The organism is Salmonella sp. NW177 (genome assembly GCF_051811585.1).
Taxonomy (GTDB): Bacteria; Pseudomonadota; Gammaproteobacteria; order Enterobacterales; family Enterobacteriaceae; genus Salmonella; species Salmonella enterica.
On the sequence record NZ_JAMMZV010000001.1, the window covers coordinates 155,742 to 178,653 of the forward strand.

At 44.3% G+C, this 22,912-nt stretch carries 18 protein-coding genes; all 18 read left to right on the forward strand.

The window, feature by feature from the left end; genetic code table 11:
• Window positions 1-20 precede the first annotated feature (20 nt).
• The 18 genes from cpsG to NA986_RS00835 all read left to right on the forward strand — a co-directional run bounded on the left by cpsG (window position 21) and on the right by NA986_RS00835 (window position 22,888).
• Window positions 21-1,391: a colanic acid biosynthesis phosphomannomutase CpsG gene (gene cpsG, locus NA986_RS00750; protein ID WP_023217017.1), complete on the forward strand. Its 1,371-nt coding sequence runs from the start codon at window positions 21-23 to the stop codon at window positions 1,389-1,391.
• 53 nt (window positions 1,392-1,444) lie between these two features.
• Complete coding sequence (gene wcaJ, locus NA986_RS00755; RefSeq protein ID WP_023217018.1) at window positions 1,445-2,839, forward strand: undecaprenyl-phosphate glucose phosphotransferase; 1,395 nt, start codon at window positions 1,445-1,447, stop codon at window positions 2,837-2,839.
• 101 nt (window positions 2,840-2,940) lie between these two features.
• Window positions 2,941-4,419, forward strand: coding sequence for a colanic acid undecaprenyl disphosphate flippase WzxC (wzxC, locus tag NA986_RS00760; protein WP_070793940.1), 1,479 nt, complete (start codon window positions 2,941-2,943; stop codon window positions 4,417-4,419).
• A 21-nt stretch (window positions 4,420-4,440) separates the two neighbouring features.
• On the forward strand, window positions 4,441-5,721 hold the full coding sequence (gene wcaK, locus NA986_RS00765; RefSeq protein WP_023215900.1) for a colanic acid biosynthesis pyruvyl transferase WcaK: 1,281 nt from the start codon (window positions 4,441-4,443) through the stop codon (window positions 5,719-5,721).
• Window positions 5,718-6,938 carry a colanic acid biosynthesis glycosyltransferase WcaL gene (gene wcaL, locus NA986_RS00770; protein ID WP_023215899.1) on the forward strand — a complete coding sequence of 407 codons (1,221 nt, stop codon included), beginning with the start codon at window positions 5,718-5,720 and terminating at the stop codon, window positions 6,936-6,938. Before wcaK ends, wcaL begins: the two co-directional genes overlap by 4 nt.
• Window positions 6,939-6,948: 10 nt before the next feature.
• Window positions 6,949-8,352 (forward strand): colanic acid biosynthesis protein WcaM, encoded by a 1,404-nt coding sequence (gene wcaM, locus NA986_RS00775; RefSeq protein WP_070793941.1) that lies wholly within the window; start codon window positions 6,949-6,951, stop codon window positions 8,350-8,352.
• A gap of 177 nt (window positions 8,353-8,529) precedes the next feature.
• Window positions 8,530-9,423, forward strand: a complete 894-nt coding sequence (gene galF, locus NA986_RS00780; RefSeq protein ID WP_000981469.1) for a GalU regulator GalF — start codon at window positions 8,530-8,532, stop codon at window positions 9,421-9,423.
• A gap of 376 nt (window positions 9,424-9,799) precedes the next feature.
• Window positions 9,800-10,885: a dTDP-glucose 4,6-dehydratase gene (gene rfbB, locus NA986_RS00785; protein ID WP_000697840.1), complete on the forward strand. Its 1,086-nt coding sequence runs from the start codon at window positions 9,800-9,802 to the stop codon at window positions 10,883-10,885.
• The gene (gene rfbD / locus NA986_RS00790; protein WP_001023658.1) at window positions 10,885-11,784 is read left to right on the forward strand and encodes a dTDP-4-dehydrorhamnose reductase; all 900 of its coding nucleotides are present in this window, start codon (window positions 10,885-10,887) and stop codon (window positions 11,782-11,784) included. Before rfbB ends, rfbD begins: the two co-directional genes overlap by 1 nt.
• A gap of 47 nt (window positions 11,785-11,831) precedes the next feature.
• The gene (gene rfbA, locus NA986_RS00795; RefSeq protein WP_023215752.1) at window positions 11,832-12,710 is read left to right on the forward strand and encodes a glucose-1-phosphate thymidylyltransferase RfbA; all 879 of its coding nucleotides are present in this window, start codon (window positions 11,832-11,834) and stop codon (window positions 12,708-12,710) included.
• A gap of 4 nt (window positions 12,711-12,714) precedes the next feature.
• Window positions 12,715-13,245 (forward strand): dTDP-4-dehydrorhamnose 3,5-epimerase, encoded by a 531-nt coding sequence (gene rfbC / locus NA986_RS00800; RefSeq protein ID WP_023215753.1) that lies wholly within the window; start codon window positions 12,715-12,717, stop codon window positions 13,243-13,245.
• Between the two features lie 346 nt (window positions 13,246-13,591).
• A complete protein-coding gene (locus tag NA986_RS00805) occupies window positions 13,592-15,130 on the forward strand; it encodes a lipopolysaccharide biosynthesis protein (RefSeq protein ID WP_001649976.1) in 1,539 nt (512 codons plus the stop codon).
• A 188-nt stretch (window positions 15,131-15,318) separates the two neighbouring features.
• Window positions 15,319-16,497: an O-antigen polymerase gene (locus NA986_RS00810; RefSeq protein WP_000231471.1), complete on the forward strand. Its 1,179-nt coding sequence runs from the start codon at window positions 15,319-15,321 to the stop codon at window positions 16,495-16,497.
• A 7-nt stretch (window positions 16,498-16,504) separates the two neighbouring features.
• The gene (locus NA986_RS00815) at window positions 16,505-17,575 is read left to right on the forward strand and encodes a glycosyltransferase (RefSeq protein ID WP_000549718.1); all 1,071 of its coding nucleotides are present in this window, start codon (window positions 16,505-16,507) and stop codon (window positions 17,573-17,575) included.
• Window positions 17,576-17,578: 3 nt separating this feature from the next.
• Window positions 17,579-18,526 carry a glycosyltransferase family 2 protein gene (locus NA986_RS00820; RefSeq protein WP_070793944.1) on the forward strand — a complete coding sequence of 316 codons (948 nt, stop codon included), beginning with the start codon at window positions 17,579-17,581 and terminating at the stop codon, window positions 18,524-18,526.
• Window positions 18,527-19,966: a mannose-1-phosphate guanylyltransferase/mannose-6-phosphate isomerase gene (locus NA986_RS00825; protein WP_023216036.1), complete on the forward strand. Its 1,440-nt coding sequence runs from the start codon at window positions 18,527-18,529 to the stop codon at window positions 19,964-19,966. It abuts the gene before it with no gap.
• Window positions 19,953-21,386 carry an O-antigen biosynthesis phosphomannomutase RfbK gene (gene rfbK / locus NA986_RS00830; RefSeq protein ID WP_023216037.1) on the forward strand — a complete coding sequence of 478 codons (1,434 nt, stop codon included), beginning with the start codon at window positions 19,953-19,955 and terminating at the stop codon, window positions 21,384-21,386. Before NA986_RS00825 ends, rfbK begins: the two co-directional genes overlap by 14 nt.
• A gap of 71 nt (window positions 21,387-21,457) precedes the next feature.
• Entirely contained in the window at window positions 21,458-22,888 is a 1,431-nt protein-coding gene (locus NA986_RS00835) for an undecaprenyl-phosphate galactose phosphotransferase (protein WP_023216038.1), read from the forward strand.
• Window positions 22,889-22,912 lie beyond the last annotated feature (24 nt).

The window sequence follows — 22,912 nt, forward strand, 5'->3', positions numbered from 1 at the left end:
GCCTGAAGAAGGGTAAGCACATGACAAAATTAACCTGTTTCAAGGCCTACGACATTCGCGGCAGGCTGGGCGAAGAGCTCAATGAAGATATCGCGTGGCGGATTGGCCGCGCTTACGGCGAATATTTAAAACCGAAGACCATCGTGCTGGGCGGCGACGTGCGCCTGACCAGCGAGGCGCTGAAGCTGGCGCTGGCGAAAGGGTTACAGGACGCGGGCGTCGACGTGCTGGATATCGGTATGTCCGGCACCGAAGAGATTTACTTCGCCACCTTCCACCTCGGCGTGGACGGCGGTATTGAAGTGACCGCCAGCCATAATCCGATGGACTACAACGGTATGAAGCTGGTGCGCGAGGGCGCCCGCCCGATAAGCGGCGACACCGGTCTGCGCGACGTTCAGCGTCTGGCGGAAGCGGGCGACTTCCCGCCGGTGAACGAGGCCGCGCGCGGCAGCTACAGACAAATCAGCCTGCGCGACGCCTACATCGGCCACCTGCTCGGCTATATCAGTGTTAACAATCTCACCCCGCTGAAGCTGGTGTTTAACGCCGGCAACGGCGCGGCGGGGCCGGTCATTGACGCCATCGAAGCGCGCCTGAAGGCGCTGGGCGCGCCGGTGGAGTTCATCAAAATCCACAACACCCCGGACGGCACCTTCCCGAACGGCATTCCCAACCCGTTGCTGCCGGAGTGTCGCGACGACACCCGCAAGGCCGTTATTGAACACGGGGCGGACATGGGTATCGCCTTTGACGGCGACTTCGACCGCTGCTTCCTGTTCGATGAGAAAGGGCAGTTTATCGAGGGGTACTACATCGTCGGGCTGCTGGCGGAAGCGTTTCTGGAAAAACATCCGGGGGCGAAGATTATCCACGACCCGCGCCTGACCTGGAACACGGAGGCAGTGGTGACGGCGGCGGGCGGGACGCCGGTGATGTCAAAAACCGGGCACGCCTTTATCAAGGAGCGGATGCGTACGGAGGATGCCATTTATGGCGGGGAAATGAGCGCGCATCACTATTTTCGTGATTTTGCCTACTGCGACAGCGGGATGATCCCGTGGCTGCTGGTGGCGGAGCTGGTGTGCCTGAAGGGGCAGTCGCTGGGTGAGCTGGTCCGCGACCGGATGGCGGCGTTCCCGGCGAGCGGGGAAATCAACAGCAGGCTGGCGGAGCCGGCGGCAGCCATTGCGCGGGTGGAAGCGCACTTCGCGGAAGAGGCGCAGGCGGTGGATCGCACGGACGGTCTCAGCATGTCATTCCCGGACTGGCGTTTCAACCTGCGCTCGTCGAACACCGAACCGGTGGTGCGCCTGAATGTGGAATCACGCGGCGATATACCGCTGATGGAAGCGCGAACACGCACTCTGCTGGCGCTGCTGAATCAGTAACGTCAGATCTCCCCTTACCGCCTGCGGGTAAGGGGCCAATCACAGGAACAACGATGACAAATCTAAAAAAGCGCGAACGAGCCAAAACCAATGCATCGTTAATCTCTATGGTGCAACGCTTTTCAGATATCACCATCATGTTTGGCGGGCTGTGGTTCATCTGTGAAGTCAGTGGACTGCCATTCCTGTACATGCACCTGTTGGTGGCGCTGATTACGCTGGTTGTTTTTCAAATGCTGGGCGGGATGACCGATTTTTATCGCTCCTGGCGCGGCGTCAAAATGTCGACAGAGTTAACGCTGTTACTGCAAAACTGGACGCTGAGCCTGATCTTCAGCGCCGGTCTGGTGGCGTTTAATGATGACTTTGACAACCGCCTCGCCACCTGGCTGGCCTGGTATGCGCTGTCCAGCCTGGGCTTAGTGTTATGCCGTTCATTTATTCGTTTCGGCGCGGGCTGGCTACGCAATCGTGGTTATAACACTCGCCGGGTCGCCGTCGCCGGAGATTTGCCTGCGGGCCAGGCGTTGCTGGATAGCTTCCGTAATGAGCCGTGGCTGGGTTTTGAGGTGGTGGGCGTCTATCACGATCCTAAACCGGGCGGCGTCTCTGCTGATTGGGCCGGGAACTTCGAGCAGTTAATTGACGATGCGAAAGCCTTGCGAATTCACAATGTTTATATCGCCATGTCGATGAGCGACGGCACCATGGTGAAAAAACTGGTGCGCGAGCTGGCCGACACCACCTGCTCGGTGATCCTTATTCCCGATGTGTTCACCTTTAATATTCTCCACTCGCGCGTGGAGGAGATGAGCGGCGTTCCGGTCGTTCCGCTGTATGACACGCCGCTGTCAGGGATTAACCGTCTGCTTAAACGGGCAGAAGATATCGTGCTGGCGTCGCTGATTCTGCTGCTCATCTCACCGGTACTGTGCTGCATTGCGCTGGCGGTCAAATTGAGCTCGCCCGGGCCGGTGATTTTCCGTCAGACGCGCTACGGGATGGACGGCAAGCCGATCAAGGTCTGGAAGTTCCGCTCAATGAAGGTGATGGAGAACGATAAGGTCGTTACCCAGGCGACGCAAAACGATCCGCGCGTCACCCGGGTAGGTAACTTTTTGCGTCGTACCTCGCTGGATGAATTGCCGCAGTTTATCAACGTATTAACCGGCGGGATGTCCATCGTCGGTCCTCGCCCGCACGCGGTGGCGCATAACGAACAGTATCGTCAGTTGATTGAAGGTTACATGCTACGCCACAAGATGAAGCCGGGCATCACCGGCTGGGCGCAAATTAATGGCTGGCGTGGTGAGACCGATACGCTGGAGAAAATGGAAAAACGCGTGGAATTCGACCTGGAATACATCCGCGAATGGAGTATTTGGTTCGATATCAAAATCGTTTTTCTGACGATTTTTAAAGGGTTTGTTAATAAAGCGGCGTATTAAGAACCTGACCCACAAGGCTATTTTACTTGCCATATTGCACCAGGGCAGTGCTCAATCTGGCTGCGCCAATGACGCCTTGTGAACAGGTTCTGGAGAAAAGAATGAGTTTACGACAAAAAACGATCAGCGGCGCTAAATGGTCGGCTATCGCCACGATAGTGATTATCGGTCTGGGGTTAATTCAGATGACGGTGCTGGCGCGGATCATCGACAACCACCAGTTTGGCCTGTTGACCGTCTCGCTGGTGATTATCGCGCTGGCCGACACGATCTCAGACTTTGGCATCGCGAACTCGATTATCCAGCGTAAAACGATTGGGCATCTGGAGCTGACCACGCTTTACTGGCTAAACGTTGGGCTTGGGATTGTGGTATTTGCGGTGGTCTTTTGGCTGAGCGATGCGATTGCCCATGTTTTGCATAATCCGGATCTCGCGCCGTTAATCAAAACGTTGTCGCTGGCGTTTATCGTGATCCCTCACGGGCAGCAGTTCCGCGCGCTGATGCAAAAAGAGCTGGAGTTCAATAAGATCGGCATGATCGAAACGACCTCCGTACTGGCGGGGTTCACCTTTACGGTGATTAGCGCCCATTACTGGCCGCTGGCGTTAACCGCGATTCTCGGCTATCTGGTGAACAGCGTGGTGCGAACGCTGCTGTTTGGTTACTTAGGCCGCAAGATTTACCGTCCGGGGCTGCATTTTTCGCTGGCATCGGTGTCCACGAACCTGCGTTTTGGCGCGTGGCTGACGGCGGACAGTATCGTCAATTACATCAACACGAATTTATCGACGCTGGTACTGGCGAGAATTCTCGGCGCAAGCGTCGCCGGGGGATATAACCTCGCGTACAACGTGGCGGTTGTGCCGCCGGCGAAGCTTAACCCCATCATTACTCGCGTGCTATTTCCGGCATTCGCCAAAATCCAGGACGATACCGAGAAGCTGCGCGTCAACTTCTATAAGTTGCTTTCCGTGGTGGGAATTATCAATTTTCCCGCGCTGTTGGGCCTGATGGTAGTGGCGAACAATTTTGTGCCGTTAGTGTTTGGCGAGAAGTGGAACAGCATTATCCCGATCCTGCAATTGCTGTGCGTAGTGGGGCTGTTGCGCTCGGTCGGCAACCCGATTGGTTCGCTGCTGATGGCGAAAGCGCGCGTGGATATCAGCTTTAAGTTCAACGTCTTTAAAACGTTTCTGTTTATCCCGGCCATTCTCATTGGCGGCCATCTGGCGGGGGCGATTGGCGTGACGCTGGGGTTCCTGGTGGTGCAAATCATCAACACCATTCTGAGCTATTTCGTGATGATTAAGCCAGTACTCGGCTCCAGCTATCGTCAGTATATTCTCAGCCTGTGGCTACCGTTTTATCTCTCATTGCCAACATTTATTACCAGCTACGGCGCAGGAAAGCTGGTCGACGGCTATTTACCGTTGTCAGGGGTATTCGCACTACAGGTTGTAGTCGGTATTTTGAGTTTTATTTTAATGATTATTTTTTCACGCAATGCGCTGGTGATGGAAATTAAAAATCAGCTTTTTGGCAGTGCAAAAATGAAAAAGTTATTACGTGTCGGATGACGGGGATATAAGAGGCTATTTATGAAATTATTAATTTTAGGCAACCACACATGCGGCAACCGTGGTGATAGCGCCATTATGCGCGGTTTGCTTGATGCCATCCGTCAACAGGCGCCAGAGGCGGAGATGGATGTGATGAGCCGTTTCCCGGTGAGTTCCGCCTGGTTGCAGGGGCGCCCGATTATTGCCGACCCGCTGTATCAGTTAAGCCAGAAACAGCAGGCGGCGGCAGGGCTTAACGGTCGGGTGAAAAAAATATTACGCCGTCGTTTTCAGCATAAAATTTTATTGTCTAAAGTCGCCCAGGAAGGATCGCTGCGTAATTTTGCTATCGCGCCGGAATTTGCCGAATTCGCGCAATTTATTGCGCAGTATGACGCCGTCATTCAGGTGGGCGGTTCAAACTATGTCGACTTATACGGTTTGACTCACTTTGAATATCCGCTGTGCGCGTTTATGGCGAACAAACCAATTTATATGGTGGGACATAGCGTCGGCCCTTTCCAGACCCCTGACTTTAACCAGCTCGCCAATTATGTTTTTGGACGCACCAGTGCGTTGATCCTGCGTGAAACCGTCAGCCGCGATCTGATGACCGCCGCGCAGATCGATACCCGGAAAGTGGAGCAGGGGGTGGATACCGCCTGGTTAGTCGAACGCCGTCACGACGAGTTTGTTGCCAGTTATGCTGTGCAGCACTGGCTGGACGTCACCGCGCGCCGCAAAACCGTCGCGATTACGTTGCGCGATCTGGAGCCGTTTGATAAACGCCTGGGCACCACTCAGCAGGCCTATGAGCAAGCATTTGCCCAGGTCGTGAATCGCCTGATTGCGGACGGTTATCAGGTACTGGCGCTGTCGACCTGCACCAGTATCGATCGCTATAACCGCGATGACCGGATGGTTGCGTTACGGATGGCGAAGTATGTAAACGACTCAGAGCATTTCCATATCGCGATGGACGAACTCAATGACGTGGAAATCGGAAAGATCCTCGCCTCCTGCGTACTGACCATCGGGACGCGCCTGCATTCCGCCATTATCTCCATGAATTTTGGCACACCCGCCATCGCCATTAATTATGAACATAAATCCGCCGGGATTATGCAGCAGCTAGGCCTGGCGGAATTGGCCATCGATATCCGTCACTTGCTGAACGGTTCATTACAAAGCGTGGTGGCCGATACGCTCAATCAATTGCCTGCGCTAAAGGCAAAAGTGGCTAACGCCGTCACCGAGGAGCGGGCGAAAGGGTTCACGATGATCAAATCTGTTCTCGACAGAATTCGGGAGGCGCAATGAAAGTCAGCTTTTTTCTGCTGAAATTTCCACTCTCATCGGAAACCTTTGTGCTGAATCAGATTACTGCGTTTATTGATATGGGCCATGAGGTGGAGATTGTCGCGTTACAAAAAGGCGATACCCAACATACTCACGCCGCCTGGGAGAAGTATGGCCTGGCGGCGAAAACCCGCTGGTTACAGGATGAGCCCCAGGGACGGCTGGCGAAACTGCGCTACCGGGCATGTAAAACGCTGCCGGGGCTGCATCGGGCGGCGACCTGGAAAGCGCTCAATTTTACCCGCTATGGCGATGAATCACGCAATTTGATCCTTTCCGCGATTTGCGCGCAGGTGAGCCAGCCTTTTGGAGCGGATGTGTTCATCGCACACTTTGGCCCGGCGGGCGTGACGGCGGCCAAACTACGCGAACTGGGCGTGCTTCGCGGCAAAATTGCGACTATTTTCCACGGGATTGATATTTCCAGCCGCGAAGTGCTCAGTCATTACACGCCGGAGTATCAGCAGTTGTTTCGTCGTGGCGATCTGATGCTGCCCATCAGCGAACTGTGGGCCGGTCGCCTGAAAAGTATGGGCTGTCCGCCGGAAAAGATTGCCGTTTCGCGCATGGGCGTCGACATGACGCGTTTTACCCATCGTTCGGTGAAAGCGCCAGGGATGCCGCTGGAGATGATTTCCGTCGCGCGCCTGACAGAAAAAAAAGGCCTGCATGTGGCGATTGAAGCCTGTCGGCAACTGAAAGCACAGGGCGTGGCGTTTCGCTACCGCATTCTGGGGATTGGCCCGTGGGAACGTCGGCTGCGCACGCTCATCGAGCAGTATCAGCTAGAGGATGTCATTGAGATGCCGGGGTTTAAACCGAGCCATGAAGTGAAGGCGATGCTGGATGACGCCGATGTTTTTTTGCTGCCGTCGATTACCGGTACGGATGGCGATATGGAAGGTATTCCGGTAGCGCTGATGGAGGCGATGGCGGTAGGGATTCCCGTGGTATCTACCGTGCATAGCGGTATTCCGGAACTGGTGGAGGCCGGCAAATCCGGCTGGCTGGTGCCGGAAAACGATGCGCAGGCGCTGGCGGCCCGACTTGCTGAGTTCAGCCGGATTGACCACGACACGCTGGAGTCGGTGATCACGCGCGCCCGTGAAAAAGTGGCGCAAGATTTTAATCAGCAGGCGATTAATCGCCAGTTAGCCAGCCTGCTACAAACGATATAAACGAGGTGGTATGCCCGCGACTAAATTCTCCCGACGTACCCTCCTGACGGCAGGTTCTGCGCTTGCTGTTCTTCCTTTTCTGCGCGCCTTGCCGGTACAGGCGCGTGAACCTCGCGAGACCGTCGATATTAAGGATTATCCGGCGGATGACGGTATCGCCTCGTTCAAACAGGCCTTCGCCGACGGACAGACCGTGGTCGTACCGCCAGGATGGGTGTGTGAAAATATCAATGCGGCGATAACGATTCCGGCGGGAAAAACGCTGCGGGTACAGGGCGCGGTGCGTGGGAATGGCCGGGGACGGTTTATTTTGCAGGACGGGTGTCAGGTGGTGGGGGAGCAGGGCGGCAGTCTGCACAATGTGACGCTGGATGTTCGCGGGTCGGACTGTGTGATTAAAGGCGTGGCGATGAGCGGCTTTGGCCCCGTCGCGCAAATTTTCATCGGTGGTAAGGAACCGCAGGTGATGCGTAATCTCATTATCGATGACATCACTGTTACCCACGCCAACTACGCCATTCTCCGCCAGGGATTTCATAACCAAATGGACGGCGCGAGGATTACGCATAGCCGTTTTAGCGATTTACAGGGGGACGCCATTGAGTGGAATGTCGCGATTCACGACCGCGACATCCTGATTTCCGATCATGTCATCGAACGCATTGATTGTACCAATGGCAAAATCAACTGGGGGATCGGCATCGGGCTGGCGGGTAGCACCTATGACAACAGTTATCCTGAAGACCAGGCAGTAAAAAACTTTGTGGTGGCCAATATTACCGGATCTGATTGCCGACAGCTGGTGCACGTAGAAAATGGCAAACATTTCGTCATTCGCAATGTCAAAGCCAAAAACATCACGCCCGATTTCAGTAAAAATGCGGGTATTGATAACGCAACGATCGCAATTTATGGCTGTGATAATTTCGTCATTGATAATATTGATATGACGAATAGTGCTGGGATGCTCATCGGCTATGGCGTCGTTAAAGGAAAATACCTGTCAATTCCGCAAAACTTTAAATTAAACGCTATTCGGTTGGATAATCGCCAGGTTGCTTATAAATTACGCGGCATTCAAATTTCCTCCGGTAACACCCCCTCTTTTGTCGCCATCACCAACGTACGGATGACGCGTGCTACGCTGGAACTGCATAATCAACCGCAGCACCTCTTTCTGCGCAATATCAACGTGATGCAAACTTCAGCGATTGGCCCGGCGTTAAAAATGCATTTCGATTTGTGTAAAGATGTCCGTGGTCAATTTATGGCCCGCCAGGACACGCTGCTTTCCCTCGCTAATGTTCATGCCATCAATGAAAACGGGCAGAGTTCCGTGGATATCGACAGGATTAATCACCAAACCGTGAATGTCGAAGCAGTGAATTTTCCGCTGCCGAAGCGGGGAGGGTAAGTACCGTTATTTTTACGAAAATTCCTGGGAAAAAGTTGTTCATACTTAATGTTATGGTGCCGACTAAGACGTAATGTAGAGCGTGCCATCATTATCCCTGGCAGCAGAGTAATTCATGCTGGCGAAAACAAGCTAAAGAGCTATAATTCAGCAACCATTTTACAGGTGGAAGAAACAATGATGAATTTGAAAGCAGTTATACCGGTAGCGGGTTTGGGTATGCATATGTTGCCTGCCACCAAGGCAATCCCAAAAGAGATGCTACCGATCGTCGACAAGCCAATGATTCAGTACATTGTCGATGAGATTGTGGCTGCAGGGATCAAAGAAATCGTACTGGTGACTCACGCGTCCAAAAACGCCGTTGAGAACCACTTCGACACCTCTTATGAACTTGAATCACTTCTTGAACAGCGCGTTAAGCGTCAGCTTTTGGCGGAAGTGCAATCTATCTGCCCACCGGGCGTGACGATTATGAACGTTCGCCAGGCACAGCCGTTAGGGCTGGGGCACTCTATTCTGTGCGCGCGTCCGGTCGTGGGCGATAACCCTTTCATTGTGGTACTCCCGGATATTATTATTGATGATGCTACCGCCGATCCGCTGCGCTATAACCTTGCGGCGATGGTGGCGCGTTTCAATGAAACGGGTCGCAGCCAGGTGCTGGCGAAGCGCATGAAAGGTGATTTATCGGAGTATTCCGTTATCCAGACGAAAGAACCTCTGGATAATGAAGGCAAAGTCAGCCGGATTGTGGAGTTTATCGAAAAACCGGATCAGCCGCAGACGCTGGATTCCGATTTGATGGCGGTAGGCCGTTATGTGCTTTCAGCCGACATCTGGGCGGAACTGGAAAGAACCGAACCGGGCGCCTGGGGCCGCATCCAGCTCACCGATGCCATTGCTGAACTGGCGAAAAAACAGTCGGTTGACGCGATGCTAATGACGGGTGACAGCTATGACTGCGGTAAAAAAATGGGCTACATGCAGGCATTTGTGAAGTACGGGCTGCGCAACCTGAAAGAAGGAGCGAAGTTCCGTAAGAGCATAGAGCAGCTTCTGCATGAATAAGTATTAACAACCGTGATAAATGGTTGGTGATAAACATAATAACGGCAGTGAACATTCGAAGCGGCAAGTTGGCTGAAACGAGTGTTGACTGCCGTTTTAGTTTTGTATAAAGGACTTAAGTAACAAGGGGTTATCTGGAGCATTTTAATGCTGATTTTATAAGATTAATCCTTGTTTCCGGATGCAATTAATAAGACAATTAGCGTTTAAGTTTTAGTGAGCTTTGCCCTGATGGGCGAGGTCTGTAACAAGTCGATATGTATGCAGTGCACTGGTAGCTGATGAGCCAGGGGCGGTAGCGTGTGTAACGACTTGAGCAATTAATTTTTATTGGCAAATTAAATACCACATTAAATACGCCTTATGGAATAGAAAAGTGAAGATACTTATTACTGGCGGGGCAGGTTTTATTGGATCAGCTGTTGTTCGCCATATTATTAAGAATACACAGGACACTGTAGTTAATATTGATAAATTAACCTACGCCGGTAATCTTGAATCCCTTTCTGATATTTCTGAAAGTAATCGCTACAATTTTGAACACGCGGATATTTGTGATTCCGCTGAAATAACGCGTATTTTTGAGCAGTACCAGCCGGACGCGGTGATGCATTTGGCTGCGGAAAGTCATGTGGACCGTTCGATTACCGGGCCAGCAGCATTTATTGAAACCAATATCGTCGGCACCTATGCACTTCTTGAAGTTGCGCGTAAATACTGGTCTGCCCTTGGCGAAGATAAAAAAAATAATTTTCGTTTTCATCATATTTCCACTGATGAAGTTTACGGCGATTTACCGCATCCTGATGAAGTTGAAAACAGCGTTACGCTGCCGTTATTTACTGAAACGACGGCATATGCGCCAAGTAGCCCCTATTCTGCGTCAAAAGCATCCAGCGATCATTTAGTCCGTGCCTGGCGGCGTACCTATGGTCTACCAACGATCGTTACCAATTGTTCTAATAACTATGGCCCTTATCACTTCCCTGAAAAACTGATTCCGTTGGTCATTTTGAACGCACTGGAAGGAAAGCCTTTGCCAATTTATGGCAAAGGGGATCAGATTCGCGATTGGCTATATGTAGAAGATCATGCTCGCGCGCTTCATATGGTAGTGACTGAAGGCAAGGCAGGGGAGACTTATAACATTGGTGGACACAATGAGAAGAAAAATCTCGATGTGGTATTTACCATCTGTGATCTGCTGGATGAGATTGTACCCAAAGCGACTTCTTATCGTGAACAAATCACTTATGTCGCGGATCGTCCGGGCCATGATCGTCGTTATGCCATTGATGCAGGTAAAATTAGCCGCGAATTAGGCTGGAAACCGCTGGAGACCTTTGAAAGCGGTATTCGTAAAACAGTGGAATGGTACCTTGCAAATACTCAATGGGTAAACAATGTTAAAAGTGGGGCGTATCAGAGTTGGATAGAACAGAACTATGAAGGACGCCAGTAATGAATATCTTACTTTTTGGTAAGACAGGGCAAGTAGGCTGGGAGTTGCAACGTTCTCTGGCACCGGTAGGGAATCTGATTGCCCTGGATGTCCATTCAAAAGAGTTTTGCGGTGATTTTAGTAATCCGAAAGGCGTTGCCGAAACCGTTCGTAAGCTTCGTCCCGATGTGATTGTTAACGCAGCAGCCCATACTGCAGTAGATAAAGCAGAGTCTGAACCAGAACTGGCGCAGTTACTTAACGCCACCAGTGTGGAAGCCATCGCTAAAGCAGCCAACGAAACTGGCGCATGGGTAGTGCATTATTCAACCGATTATGTATTTCCTGGTACCGGCGATATCCCATGGCAGGAAACGGACGCTACGTCGCCGCTGAATGTCTATGGCAAGACCAAACTGGCGGGAGAAAAGGCCCTGCAGGATAACTGCCCTAAGCATCTTATCTTCCGCACCAGTTGGGTTTATGCAGGTAAGGGCAATAATTTCGCAAAGACAATGCTTCGTCTGGCGAAAGAGCGTCAGACACTTTCAGTCATCAACGATCAGTACGGTGCGCCAACCGGTGCAGAATTACTGGCTGACTGCACGGCTCATGCGATCCGTGTGGCGTTAAAGAAACCAGAAGTCGCAGGTCTTTACCATCTGGTTGCCGGGGGAACCACAACCTGGCATGACTACGCGGCCTTAGTCTTTGACGAGGCGCGCAAAGCAGGGATAACGCTTGCGCTGACTGAGCTTAATGCTGTGCCGACCAGCGCCTACCCGACGCCGGCGAGCAGACCTGGAAATTCGCGTCTCAATACTGAAAAGTTTCAGCGTAATTTTGACCTTATTCTGCCGCAATGGGAATTAGGAGTTAAGCGCATGCTGACTGAAATGTTTACGACGACAACCATCTGATAAATTTAAATGCCCATCAGGGCATTTTCTATGAATGAGAAATGGAAATGAAAACGCGTAAGGGCATTATTTTAGCGGGGGGCTCCGGCACCCGTCTTTATCCGGTGACCATGGCGGTAAGTAAGCAATTGCTACCAATTTATGATAAACCGATGATTTACTATCCCCTTTCCACGCTTATGCTGGCAGGCATTCGGGATATCCTGATCATCAGTACGCCACAGGACACGCCGCGTTTTCAACAACTGCTGGGAGACGGCAGCCAGTGGGGGCTGAATCTTCAATATAAAGTACAGCCAAGCCCGGATGGCTTAGCACAGGCGTTTATTATTGGTGAAGAGTTCATTGGTCATGATGATTGTGCATTAGTACTGGGTGACAATATCTTCTATGGTCATGATTTACCAAAGTTAATGGAAGCTGCCGTTAATAAAGAAAGTGGTGCTACCGTCTTTGCTTATCATGTAAACGATCCGGAGCGCTACGGTGTGGTTGAGTTTGACCAAAGTGGCACAGCCGTTAGTCTGGAGGAAAAACCGTTACAACCGAAGAGTAATTACGCGGTAACGGGGCTGTATTTTTATGATAATAGCGTGGTGGAGATGGCGAAAAATCTTAAGCCTTCCGCTCGCGGTGAGTTAGAAATCACGGATATTAACCGTATCTATATGGATCAAGGAAGATTATCTGTCGCTATGATGGGGCGCGGTTATGCCTGGCTGGATACAGGGACGCATCAGAGTTTGATAGAGGCCAGTAATTTTATTGCAACCATCGAAGAACGCCAGGGACTAAAAGTGTCCTGCCCGGAAGAGATCGCTTATCGAAAAGGGTTTATTGATGCAGAGCAGATTAAAAATCTGGCTAAACCGTTGTCGAAGAATGCTTATGGACAGTATCTCCTGAACATGATTAAAGGTTATTAATAAAATGAACGTTATTAAAACAGAAATTCCTGGTGTATTAATTTTTGAACCTAAAGTGTTTAGTGATGAACGTGGGTTCTTTATGGAAAGTTTTAATCAGAAAGTATTTGAGGAAGCGGTTGGTCGAAAGATTGAATTTGTTCAGGATAATCATTCAAAATCAACTAAAGGTGTGTTACGTGGTTTACATTATCAAGTTGAACCTTATGCTCAAGGGAAGCTTGTACGCTGTATAGCAGGAGAAGTTTTTGATGTTGCTGTAGATATTCGCAAAGATTCCGAAACGTTTGGTAAATGGGTTGGTGTCAATATTTCTTCTGAAAACAAAAGGCAGTTGTGGATACCTGAAGGTTTTGCTCATGGGTTCTTAGTATTAAGTGAAGAAGCTGAATTTGTTTATAAGACATCAAACTATTACTCTGGCGAACATGAAAGAGGTATTATTTGGAATGATCCTGATATTAATATTACATGGGGAATAGATAGTCCAATTCTTTCATTAAAAGATAAGATTCATAAAGGTTTAGTAAAGTAACACAATTGCCATTATTTATAATTGAATAGATATTGTTCAACACCTATAAGCGTTTTATAGGTGTTATTAAAATTTTCTAATCCTATTTATTGCATTGTAATTAAAATTTAGAGAGTTATAGAGATATTTTAAAGAGCTTAGTCTATTCATCTGTTGTATGAACGATGTGTGAATATGGGTTTTTTAGACAAAATAACCAAATTAGATAGATTTCAAAAATATCAGACAGATATTTACTTGGAATAAGTAAAGTCAGTTCAAGAAAATAAAAATATGATATTAGAAACTATCATTCAACATTCCTTTTTAGCTAACAAAATACAGATGATTCGAGTTTTATCCTAATATGTTTAGAAATAAAGTTGCTCTTGGGTCTCAGATAGGATTGTTTACTTCAGTTCTTATATTAATAACAAACTTTTTTTTAAGAAGTTATTTTGTTAAAGTATATGGTGCTGATTTAACCGGGTATTATTTATTAGTAGTACAGTTGATGGGAGTATTAAATCTTGCTGAGCTAGGTATAAGTACAGCCTTAACATATATCCTATTTAAACCACTGCATAGAAAAGAAAATAGTGAGTTAAGACAATTATATTTTATAATAAAGAAAATATACCATTTTATAGCATTGGGCATATTAGTTATTGGACTACTTTTCTTTTTGTTATTAAATTCTATAGTAAATGCAAGTATATCCCCTGAAAATCTATATATAACATGGGGGGTATTTGTTATAAGTACATCATTATCATATTTATACTCTGCTCAATCTGTCATTTTAACAGCAGACCAGAATGTCTATTTGGTTAAATTAATTACTGGGTTAACTAGAAGTTTAGCGTATATATTGCAAATATTTCTAATGATTTGCGGCGTCTCCTTTTGGATTGTGTGCGCTATTGAATTACTTTCTAATGTAATACAACTTATTCTTTTTAACAAACTAACATTAAAAAAATATCCGCAATTAGTGAAGTTGGATATTACTGATACTATCAATAAAGAAAATATAATAAGTGTAAAATCTAAAATAAAAAGAGAGATAAAATATACGTTTGTACATAAAATTGCCGGTGTTGTAGTATTTAATACAGATTATTTAATTATATCTGTCTTTCTAGGTATAACGGTTATCACATCTTTTTCTTCCTATATGATGTTAATTCAAGCATTGGCTTTTCTGATATCAGCAATAGCTTCCCCACTGGGTGCTTATATAGGAGCAAAACTATATTCTGATAGTAAGGAAAAAGTTATCAGGATTATATCACTTTATAATTCACTTTTTTTTATGCTAGGTATTTTTTGCGCGTACATGTTTTATATATCTTCAAGTACATTTGTATCCTTATGGATGGGAAAAGAAATTGTACTTAGCCAACAATTAGTTTTGTTACTTTCTGTTAATTGCTTCGTATTGATTGCAAGGATCTCTTTTGATGTTGCAAAAGTAGGCCTTGGTTATATGTCAGATGTTGAATTACCTCTACTGGAAGCCATAATTAATATTATCGTTTCATTAGTTTTAGTACATTATTTAGGTTTAAATGGGATAGTTATTGGAACTATCGTTAGTAATATCATCGTTGTCATGATCTTGAAACCAGTATTTTTATACAAAAATGCCCTTAAATCGGATAATGCATTTATTATTCATGAGCTTATAAGATCATGGTTCTTTATAAGCATATTCTTGCTTTCCATCTTCTTTATTACAAGGGCAAAAGTTATAGTCAGCAATGAATGGCTAGATTTCTTTATACAAGTGTGTATGAGTAGCATTACTCCTTTATTGTTATTGATAATGATATACAGCGTCTTTGATAGCAACGTTCGGAAATTCATGTTTGTTATGTTTAAAAAAAAGTATAGGGAAAATTGATTCTCTAAAATTGGAGAAAAAGATCGTTGCCTTGATAGTTTGATAATGAAACCGATATATATTAAGCGTAGTGGTGTACGCAAAAGCGACTATTTGGCTATTGAAAATAAGGTATAAATCTAAACAAGATAAATATATGTAATAAAGTATTATCTTATTCCTTATCGCTTAATAATATGAGATGTGTTATGGTATTTTTAGCTTGGTTTATTGCTATTGGGATATATATAATATGTGGAATTCTTTATCTTCAATTTCCTCAATTATCACCACTAGGGGCCCTTGCATATACTGATACAGTGGGCGATGTAATCATGGTCGTATCCACGGGGGTAGTGGGAGTTTTTCTCGGCTATTTTGCATTTTCTAAAATCAAGTTAGTAGGAATAAAAGATTTTAATAATCCGTGTTTTATAAATTTTTGTTCAGTATGCTTTATTATTTCAGCGTTTCTAATTTTCGCCTTAGGCGTCGCTGCATATGGTGGTTACATAGCATTTCTACATACGCCTTATATAGCAATCTATGAAGGTAGTGCAGAAAATCAAACCAGAGATATTCTCATATCTTCATCGGGATTGCTTGCTAACTATGCACTATTAACTAGCATTCGTGTCAACTTTAAAGAAATATCAATAACTAATAAAGTTGTCATAGCAGTATCGCTATTAATACTTGTTTCTATATTTATTCAGGGACGAAGAGAAAATTTAATTTTGCTAATATTATGTTTCGTGTCATTCTATATGCTAAATTATAAAATTAATTTTAAACGTATTATCAAAGTAAGCATTATTTGTATAATAATGTTTTTCATTGCTGGATTAGGTTTATATTTGCGTGAAAGCACTTCAACTTCAGGTGGAAGTGTTTTTACAGCTATACCTTTTGCCGTGATGTATGAAACACATTTTTCTTTAGCGACTTTGGCTAATGAAGTGAGAACGCATTTATATAATAATTTACCTTATGGGGGAGTATTAGATTTATTTTCTCCCATATTATTTATTATCCCTGCTTTTATATATGGCATTTTTGGTTTAGATAAACAATCTTTGTTCGAGAATAATGAGATGCGTTTTTATGAGGATAAAGGTGGGCAGTTTATATTCACAGAGGCTTTTCATTCACTTGGTTATGTCGGAGTATTCCTGCATGGTTTAATCTTGGGTGTAATGCTAATAGTATTTTATCGTGTAGCCAAGAAAAGCAGGCTCATAATTTATCATTTTCCAATTATTTCCCTCATATTTGTTGCAATGAGAAAAGACCTTACCTATGGTGTTAAATATATTTCTCTTTTGTTCATATTTATGATGATTTTTTATTTCATCTATAAGTTACTCCCACTTAAAAATAATGGTTGAATTAAAAATGCATAAAGTTCTTTTTATTAGTGCCTTTCATCCTGGGGCGAGAGGTTCGATCGGTGCTGGTGAGGCCATTTGTGGTGATAATTTAAAAAAACATGTAAATAATGGCAGTCAAGTCGATGTTATTGTTATATCTCCTGCAACACAATATGAAAATCCCGAAATTAAAGCACTATGCCATTCTTATGAAGTAATCAACGTTAGTAAGAAAGATTATCTTAAAGGAATACTTTTCAATGCTAAATATAAATCTTTTATTGCGCCATGGTTTTTTACTAGAGTAAATAAAAGCTTAATTAAACGGATAAATAATAAGATCTCTCACACGAATTACGACTTAGTATGGCTTGATTTTCCATCAGTTTTAGGAGTGGTAAAACATATTTTACATCCAAATATTCATTATTTTGCCCATGATGTTGTATCACAGCGCACAAGTCGTTCTCTTACAAAGAAACCTATCAATAAAGAGATTGCAAAAGTTGAGGCAAACTTATTCTGTAAGTTGAAAAAAATTGTGGCAATGTCTCATAAAGATAAATTGTTACTTGAGCAAATGAATTATAAGGGAGTTATAGAGGTTGCTGATCTTGGAGTACAAAAAGTTGGTGAGGTATTAAATTGTATTCCGATTGAAGAGGTTGTAGATAAATTTAAGGATAGAAAAAATTTAATTTTTTTTGGTTACATGAAGCGTGCGGAAAACCACTGGTCTATAATATGGTTTATATTTTTTGTTTTTCTTAAAATAAGAAAACAAAATCCACATATCCATCTTTGGATTTTAGGCTTGGCTCCCAGACCTTTACTGAAGTTGATCGGCAAGTGTATATCTAACGTACATGTCGCTGGTGCTGTATCAGATCCTACCTTGGCTTTTCAAAAGGCCGATTTAAGTGTTGCACCTTTACTATATGGAGCTGGAGTAAAAATAAAGGTGTTACAGATGCTTGAGGCGGGTGCAACGGTTGTTGCTACTGAGGTTGGGGCTGAAGGTATTGAAAGCCATAAAAAGCTTCACATTGTTAATAAAACACAATTTGGTAAAAAAATACTTGAGCTTTTGGACTAAAAAATGCCCTCCTTTACTTTAATTGTTCCTACATATAATGCTGGTACTGCTAGATGGAATGAGTGGTTTCACGCTTTTCAAAAACAAACTAATCAGCCATCACAATTGATAATCATTGATTCATCATCGACAGATGACACTAGAAATATTGCAAGCACTTATACCAACAATATTATAGTTATATCACCAAGTGAATTTAATCACGGAGGGACGAGAAATAAAGCATTAGCTTCTGCCGAAGAAAGTGATTTTGTTGTTTTTTTAACCCAGGATGCTATATTTGAAAACAAAAATGCCCTGGAAGAAATATTATCATTATTTAATGACAAAAATGTCGCTGCAGTATGTGGCAGACAGCTTCCTCATCATGATGCTAATCCTCTTGCTATACACGCAAGAAATTTTAATTATGGTACTGAAACTCTAATTAAAAGTAAAAATGATATAAAAAACCTCGGCATTAAAACCGTGTTTATGTCAAATTCTTTTGCAGCTTATCGGCGGTCTGTTTTTGAAGCACTTGGGGGGTTTCCTGAACATACTATCCTCGCTGAAGATATGTTTATGGCTGCGAGAATGATCCAGGCGGGGTATAAAATTGCTTATTGCGCAGAAGCCAGCGTAAGGCATTCGCATAATTATACGCCAAAACAAGAGTTCCAACGGTATTTTGATACAGGGGTATTTCATGCCTGTAACCCTTGGATTCAGCGCGACTTTGGCGGAGCCGGTGGTGAGGGTTTCCGCTTCGTAAAATCAGAGATTCAATTCCTGCTTAAAAATGCACCGTTCTGGATTCCAAGAGCTTTATTAACAACCTTTGCTAAATTTCTGGGTTACAAATTAGGCAAGCATTGGCAATCTTTACCGTTGCCTACATGTCGCTATTTTAGCATGTACAAGAGTTATTGGAATAATATCCAATATTCTTCGTCAAAAGAGATAAAATAAATGTCTTTTCTTCCCGTAATTATGGCTGGCGGCACAGGTAGCCGTTTATGGCCGCTTTCACGCGAATATCATCCGAAGCAGTTTCTAAGCGTTGAAGGTAAACTATCAATGCTGCAAAATACTATAAAGCGATTAGCTTCACTTTCTACAGAAGAACCCGTTGTCATTTGCAATGACAGACACCGTTTCTTAGTCGCTGAACAACTCCGTGAAATTGACAAGTTAGCAAATAATATTATTCTCGAACCAGTAGGCCGTAATACTGCACCAGCGATCGCTCTTGCCGCGTTTTGTGCGCTCCAGAATGCTGATAATGCTGATCCTCTTTTGTTGGTTCTTGCTGCAGATCATGTGATCCAGGATGAAATAGCTTTTACGAAAGCTGTCAGACATGCTGAAGAATACGCCGCAAATGGTAAGCTTGTAACTTTTGGTATTGTTCCAACGCATGCTGAAACGGGTTATGGATATATTCGTCGTGGTGAGTTGATAGGAAATGACGCTTATGCAGTGGCTGAATTTGTGGAGAAACCGGATATCGATACCGCCGGTGACTATTTCAAATCAGGGAAATATTACTGGAATAGCGGTATGTTTTTATTTCGTGCAAGCTCTTATTTAAACGAATTGAAGTACTTATCACCTGAAATTTACAAAGCTTGTGAAAAGGCGGTAGGACATATAAATCCCGATCTTGATTTTATTCGTATTGATAAAGAAGAGTTTATGTCATGCCCGAGTGATTCTATCGATTATGCAGTTATGGAGCACACACAGCATGCCGCGGTGATACCAATGAGCGCTGGCTGGTCGGATGTGGGCTCCTGGTCCTCACTTTGGGATATATCGAATAAAGATCATCAGAGAAATGTTTTAAAAGGAGATATCTTCGCACATGCTTGCAATGATAATTACATTTATTCCGAAGATATGTTTATAAGTGCGATTGGCGTAAACAATCTTGTCATTGTTCAAACAACAGACGCTTTACTGGTGGCTAATAAAGATACAGTACAAGATGTTAAAAAAATTGTTGATTATTTAAAACGAAATGATAGGAACGAATATAAACAACATCAAGAAGTTTTCCGCCCTTGGGGAAAATATAATGTGATTGATAGCGGAAAAAATTACCTCGTTAGATGTATCACTGTTAAGCCGGGTGAGAAATTTGTGGCGCAGATGCATCACCACCGGGCTGAGCATTGGATAGTATTATCCGGGACTGCTCGTGTTACAAAGGGAGAGCAGATTTATATGGTTTCTGAAAATGAATCAACATTTATTCCTCCGGATACTATTCACGCGCTGGAAAATCCCGGAATGATCCCCCTGAAGTTAATTGAGATTCAATCAGGTACCTATCTTGGTGAGGATGATATTATTCGTTTAGAACAACGTTCTGGATTTTCGAAGGAGTGGACTAATGAACGTAGTTAATAATAGCCGTGATGTTATTCATTCATCAGGTATTGTGTTTGGAACGAGTGGGGCTCGCGGTCTTGTAAAAGATTTTACACCTCAGGTATGTGCTGCTTTTACGGTTTCATTTATTGCCGTTATGCAGGAACATTTTTCCTTTGATACCGTAGCATTGGCAATAGATAATCGTCCAAGTAGTTATGGGATGGCTCAGGCGTGTGCTGCTGCATTGGCGGATAAAGGCGTTAACTGTATTTTTTATGGAGTGGTACCAACCCCAGCTTTGGCCTTTCAGTCTATGTCTGACAATATGCCTGCGATAATGGTTACGGGAAGTCATATTCCATTCGAGCGGAACGGCCTCAAGTTTTATCGTCCTGATGGTGAAATCACGAAACATGATGAGGCTGCGATCCTTAGTGTTGAAGATACGTGTAGCCATTTAGAGCTTAAAGAACTCATAGTTTCAGAAATGGCTGCTGCTAATTATATATCTCGTTATACATCTTTATTTTCTACTCCATTCCTGAAAAATAAGCGTATTGGTATTTACGAACATTCAAGCGCTGGGCGTGATCTTTATAAGCCTTTATTTATTGCATTGGGGGCTGAAGTCGTTAGCTTGGGTAGAAGCGATAATTTTGTACCTATAGATACAGAGGCTGTAAGCAAAGAGGATCGGGAAAAAGCTCGCTCATGGGCTAAAGAGTTCGATTTAGATGCCATATTCTCAACAGATGGAGATGGCGATCGCCCTCTTATTGCTGATGAGGCCGGTGAGTGGCTAAGAGGCGATATACTAGGTCTATTATGTTCACTTGCATTGGATGCAGAAGCCGTCGCTATTCCTGTTAGTTGTAATAGCATAATCTCTTCTGGCTGCTTTTTTAAACATGTTAAGCTTACGAAAATAGGTTCGCCTTATGTTATCGAAGCTTTTAATGAACTATCGCGGAGTTATAGTCGTATTGCCGGTTTTGAAGCCAATGGCGGCTTTTTATTAGGAAGCGACATCTGTATTAACGAGCAGAATCTTCATGCCTTACCAACTCGTGATGCTGTATTACCAGCAATAATGCTGCTTTACAAAAGTAGGAATACCAGCATTAGCGCTTTAGTCAATGAACTCCCAACTCGTTACACCCATTCTGACAGATTACAGGGGATTACGACTGATAAAAGTCAATCCTTAATTAGTATGGGCAGAGAAAATCTGAGCAACCTCTTAAGCTATATTGGCTTGGAGAATGAAGGTGCAATTTCTACAGATATGACAGATGGTATGCGAATTACCTTACGTGATGGATGTATTGTGCATTTGCGCGCTTCTGGTAATGCGCCTGAGTTACGCTGCTATGCAGAAGCTAATTTATTAAATAGAGCTCAGGATCTTGTAAATACAACGCTTGCTAATATTAAAAAACGATGCTTGCTGTAAAAGAATTGAATGTTATTTACTTAATATGCCTATTTTATTTACATTATGCACGGTCAGAGGGTGAGGATTAAATGGATAATATTGATAATAAGTATAATCCACAGCTATGTAAAATTTTTTTGGCTATATCGGATTTGATTTTTTTTAATTTAGCCTTATGGTTTTCATTAGGATGTGTCTATTTTATTTTTGATCAAGTACAGCGATTTATTCCTCAAGACCAATTAGATACAAGAGTTATTACACATTTTATTTTGTCAGTAGTATGTGTCGGTTGGTTTTGGATTCGTTTGCGGCATTATACATACCGCAAGCCATTTTGGTATGAGTTAAAAGAAATTTTTCGTACGATCGTTATTTTTGCTATATTTGATTTGGCTCTGATAGCGTTTACAAAATGGCAGTTTTCACGCTATGTCTGGGTGTTTTGTTGGACTTTTGCCATAATCCTGGTGCCTTTTTTTCGCGCACTTACAAAGCATTTATTGAACAAGCTAGGTATCTGGAAGAAAAAAACTATCATCCTGGGGAGCGGACAGAATGCTCATGGTGCATATTCTGCGCTGCAAAGTGAGGAGATGATGGGGTTTGATGTTATCGCTTTTTTTGATACGGATGCGTCAGATGCTGAAATAAATATGTTGCCGGTGATAAAGGATACTGAGACTATTTGGGATTTAAATCGTACAGGTGATGTCCATTATATCCTTGCTTATGAATACACCGAGTTGGAGAAAACACATTTTTGGCTACGTGAACTTTCAAAACATCATTGTCGTTCTGTTACTGTAGTCCCCTCGTTTAGAGGATTGCCATTATATAATACTGATATGTCTTTTATCTTTAGCCATGAAGTTATGTTATTAAGGATACAAAATAACTTGGCTAAAAGGTCGTCCCGTTTTCTCAAACGGACATTTGATATTGTTTGTTCAATAATGATTCTTATAATTGCATCACCACTTATGATTTATCTGTGGTATAAGGTTACTCGAGATGGTGGTCCGGCTATTTATGGTCACCAGCGAGTAGGTCGGCATGGAAAACTTTTTCCATGCTACAAATTTCGTTCTATGGTTATGAATTCTCAAGAGGTACTAAAAGAACTTTTGGCTAACGATCCTATTGCCAGGGCTGAATGGGAAAAAGATTTTAAACTGAAAAATGATCCTCGAATCACAGCTGTAGGTCGATTTATACGTAAAACTAGCCTTGATGAGTTGCCACAACTTTTTAATGTACTAAAAGGTGATATGAGCCTGGTTGGACCACGACCTATCGTTTCGGATGAACTGGAGCGTTATTGTGATGATGTTGATTATTATTTGATGGCAAAGCCGGGCATGACAGGTCTATGGCAAGTGAGTGGGCGTAATGATGTTGATTATGACACCCGTGTTTATTTTGATTCCTGGTATGTTAAAAACTGGACGCTTTGGAATGATATTGCCATTCTGTTTAAAACGGTAAAAGTTGTTTTTCACCGCAACGGTGCGTATTAATTTTATATTATATTTGGCAGAGTG

What these genes read in the sequence shown, in the direction of transcription:
- rfbD (WP_001023658.1), top strand. Translation starts at nt 10,885, where the DNA reads ATGAATATCTTACTTTTTGGTAAGACAGGGCAAGTAGGCTGGGAGTTG.
- NA986_RS00810 (WP_000231471.1), top strand. Translation starts at nt 15,319, where the DNA reads ATGGTATTTTTAGCTTGGTTTATTGCTATTGGGATATATATAATATGT.
- rfbK (WP_023216037.1), top strand. Translation starts at nt 19,953, where the DNA reads ATGAACGTAGTTAATAATAGCCGTGATGTTATTCATTCATCAGGTATT.
- NA986_RS00805 (WP_001649976.1), top strand. Translation starts at nt 13,592, where the DNA reads ATGTTTAGAAATAAAGTTGCTCTTGGGTCTCAGATAGGATTGTTTACT.
- wzxC (WP_070793940.1), top strand. Translation starts at nt 2,941, where the DNA reads ATGAGTTTACGACAAAAAACGATCAGCGGCGCTAAATGGTCGGCTATC.
- NA986_RS00835 (WP_023216038.1), top strand. Translation starts at nt 21,458, where the DNA reads ATGGATAATATTGATAATAAGTATAATCCACAGCTATGTAAAATTTTT.
- wcaK (WP_023215900.1), top strand. Translation starts at nt 4,441, where the DNA reads ATGAAATTATTAATTTTAGGCAACCACACATGCGGCAACCGTGGTGAT.
- NA986_RS00825 (WP_023216036.1), top strand. Translation starts at nt 18,527, where the DNA reads ATGTCTTTTCTTCCCGTAATTATGGCTGGCGGCACAGGTAGCCGTTTA.
- NA986_RS00815 (WP_000549718.1), top strand. Translation starts at nt 16,505, where the DNA reads ATGCATAAAGTTCTTTTTATTAGTGCCTTTCATCCTGGGGCGAGAGGT.
- cpsG (WP_023217017.1), top strand. Translation starts at nt 21, where the DNA reads ATGACAAAATTAACCTGTTTCAAGGCCTACGACATTCGCGGCAGGCTG.
- wcaL (WP_023215899.1), top strand. Translation starts at nt 5,718, where the DNA reads ATGAAAGTCAGCTTTTTTCTGCTGAAATTTCCACTCTCATCGGAAACC.
- rfbC (WP_023215753.1), top strand. Translation starts at nt 12,715, where the DNA reads ATGAACGTTATTAAAACAGAAATTCCTGGTGTATTAATTTTTGAACCT.
- wcaM (WP_070793941.1), top strand. Translation starts at nt 6,949, where the DNA reads ATGCCCGCGACTAAATTCTCCCGACGTACCCTCCTGACGGCAGGTTCT.
- galF (WP_000981469.1), top strand. Translation starts at nt 8,530, where the DNA reads ATGATGAATTTGAAAGCAGTTATACCGGTAGCGGGTTTGGGTATGCAT.
- NA986_RS00820 (WP_070793944.1), top strand. Translation starts at nt 17,579, where the DNA reads ATGCCCTCCTTTACTTTAATTGTTCCTACATATAATGCTGGTACTGCT.
- wcaJ (WP_023217018.1), top strand. Translation starts at nt 1,445, where the DNA reads ATGACAAATCTAAAAAAGCGCGAACGAGCCAAAACCAATGCATCGTTA.
- rfbA (WP_023215752.1), top strand. Translation starts at nt 11,832, where the DNA reads ATGAAAACGCGTAAGGGCATTATTTTAGCGGGGGGCTCCGGCACCCGT.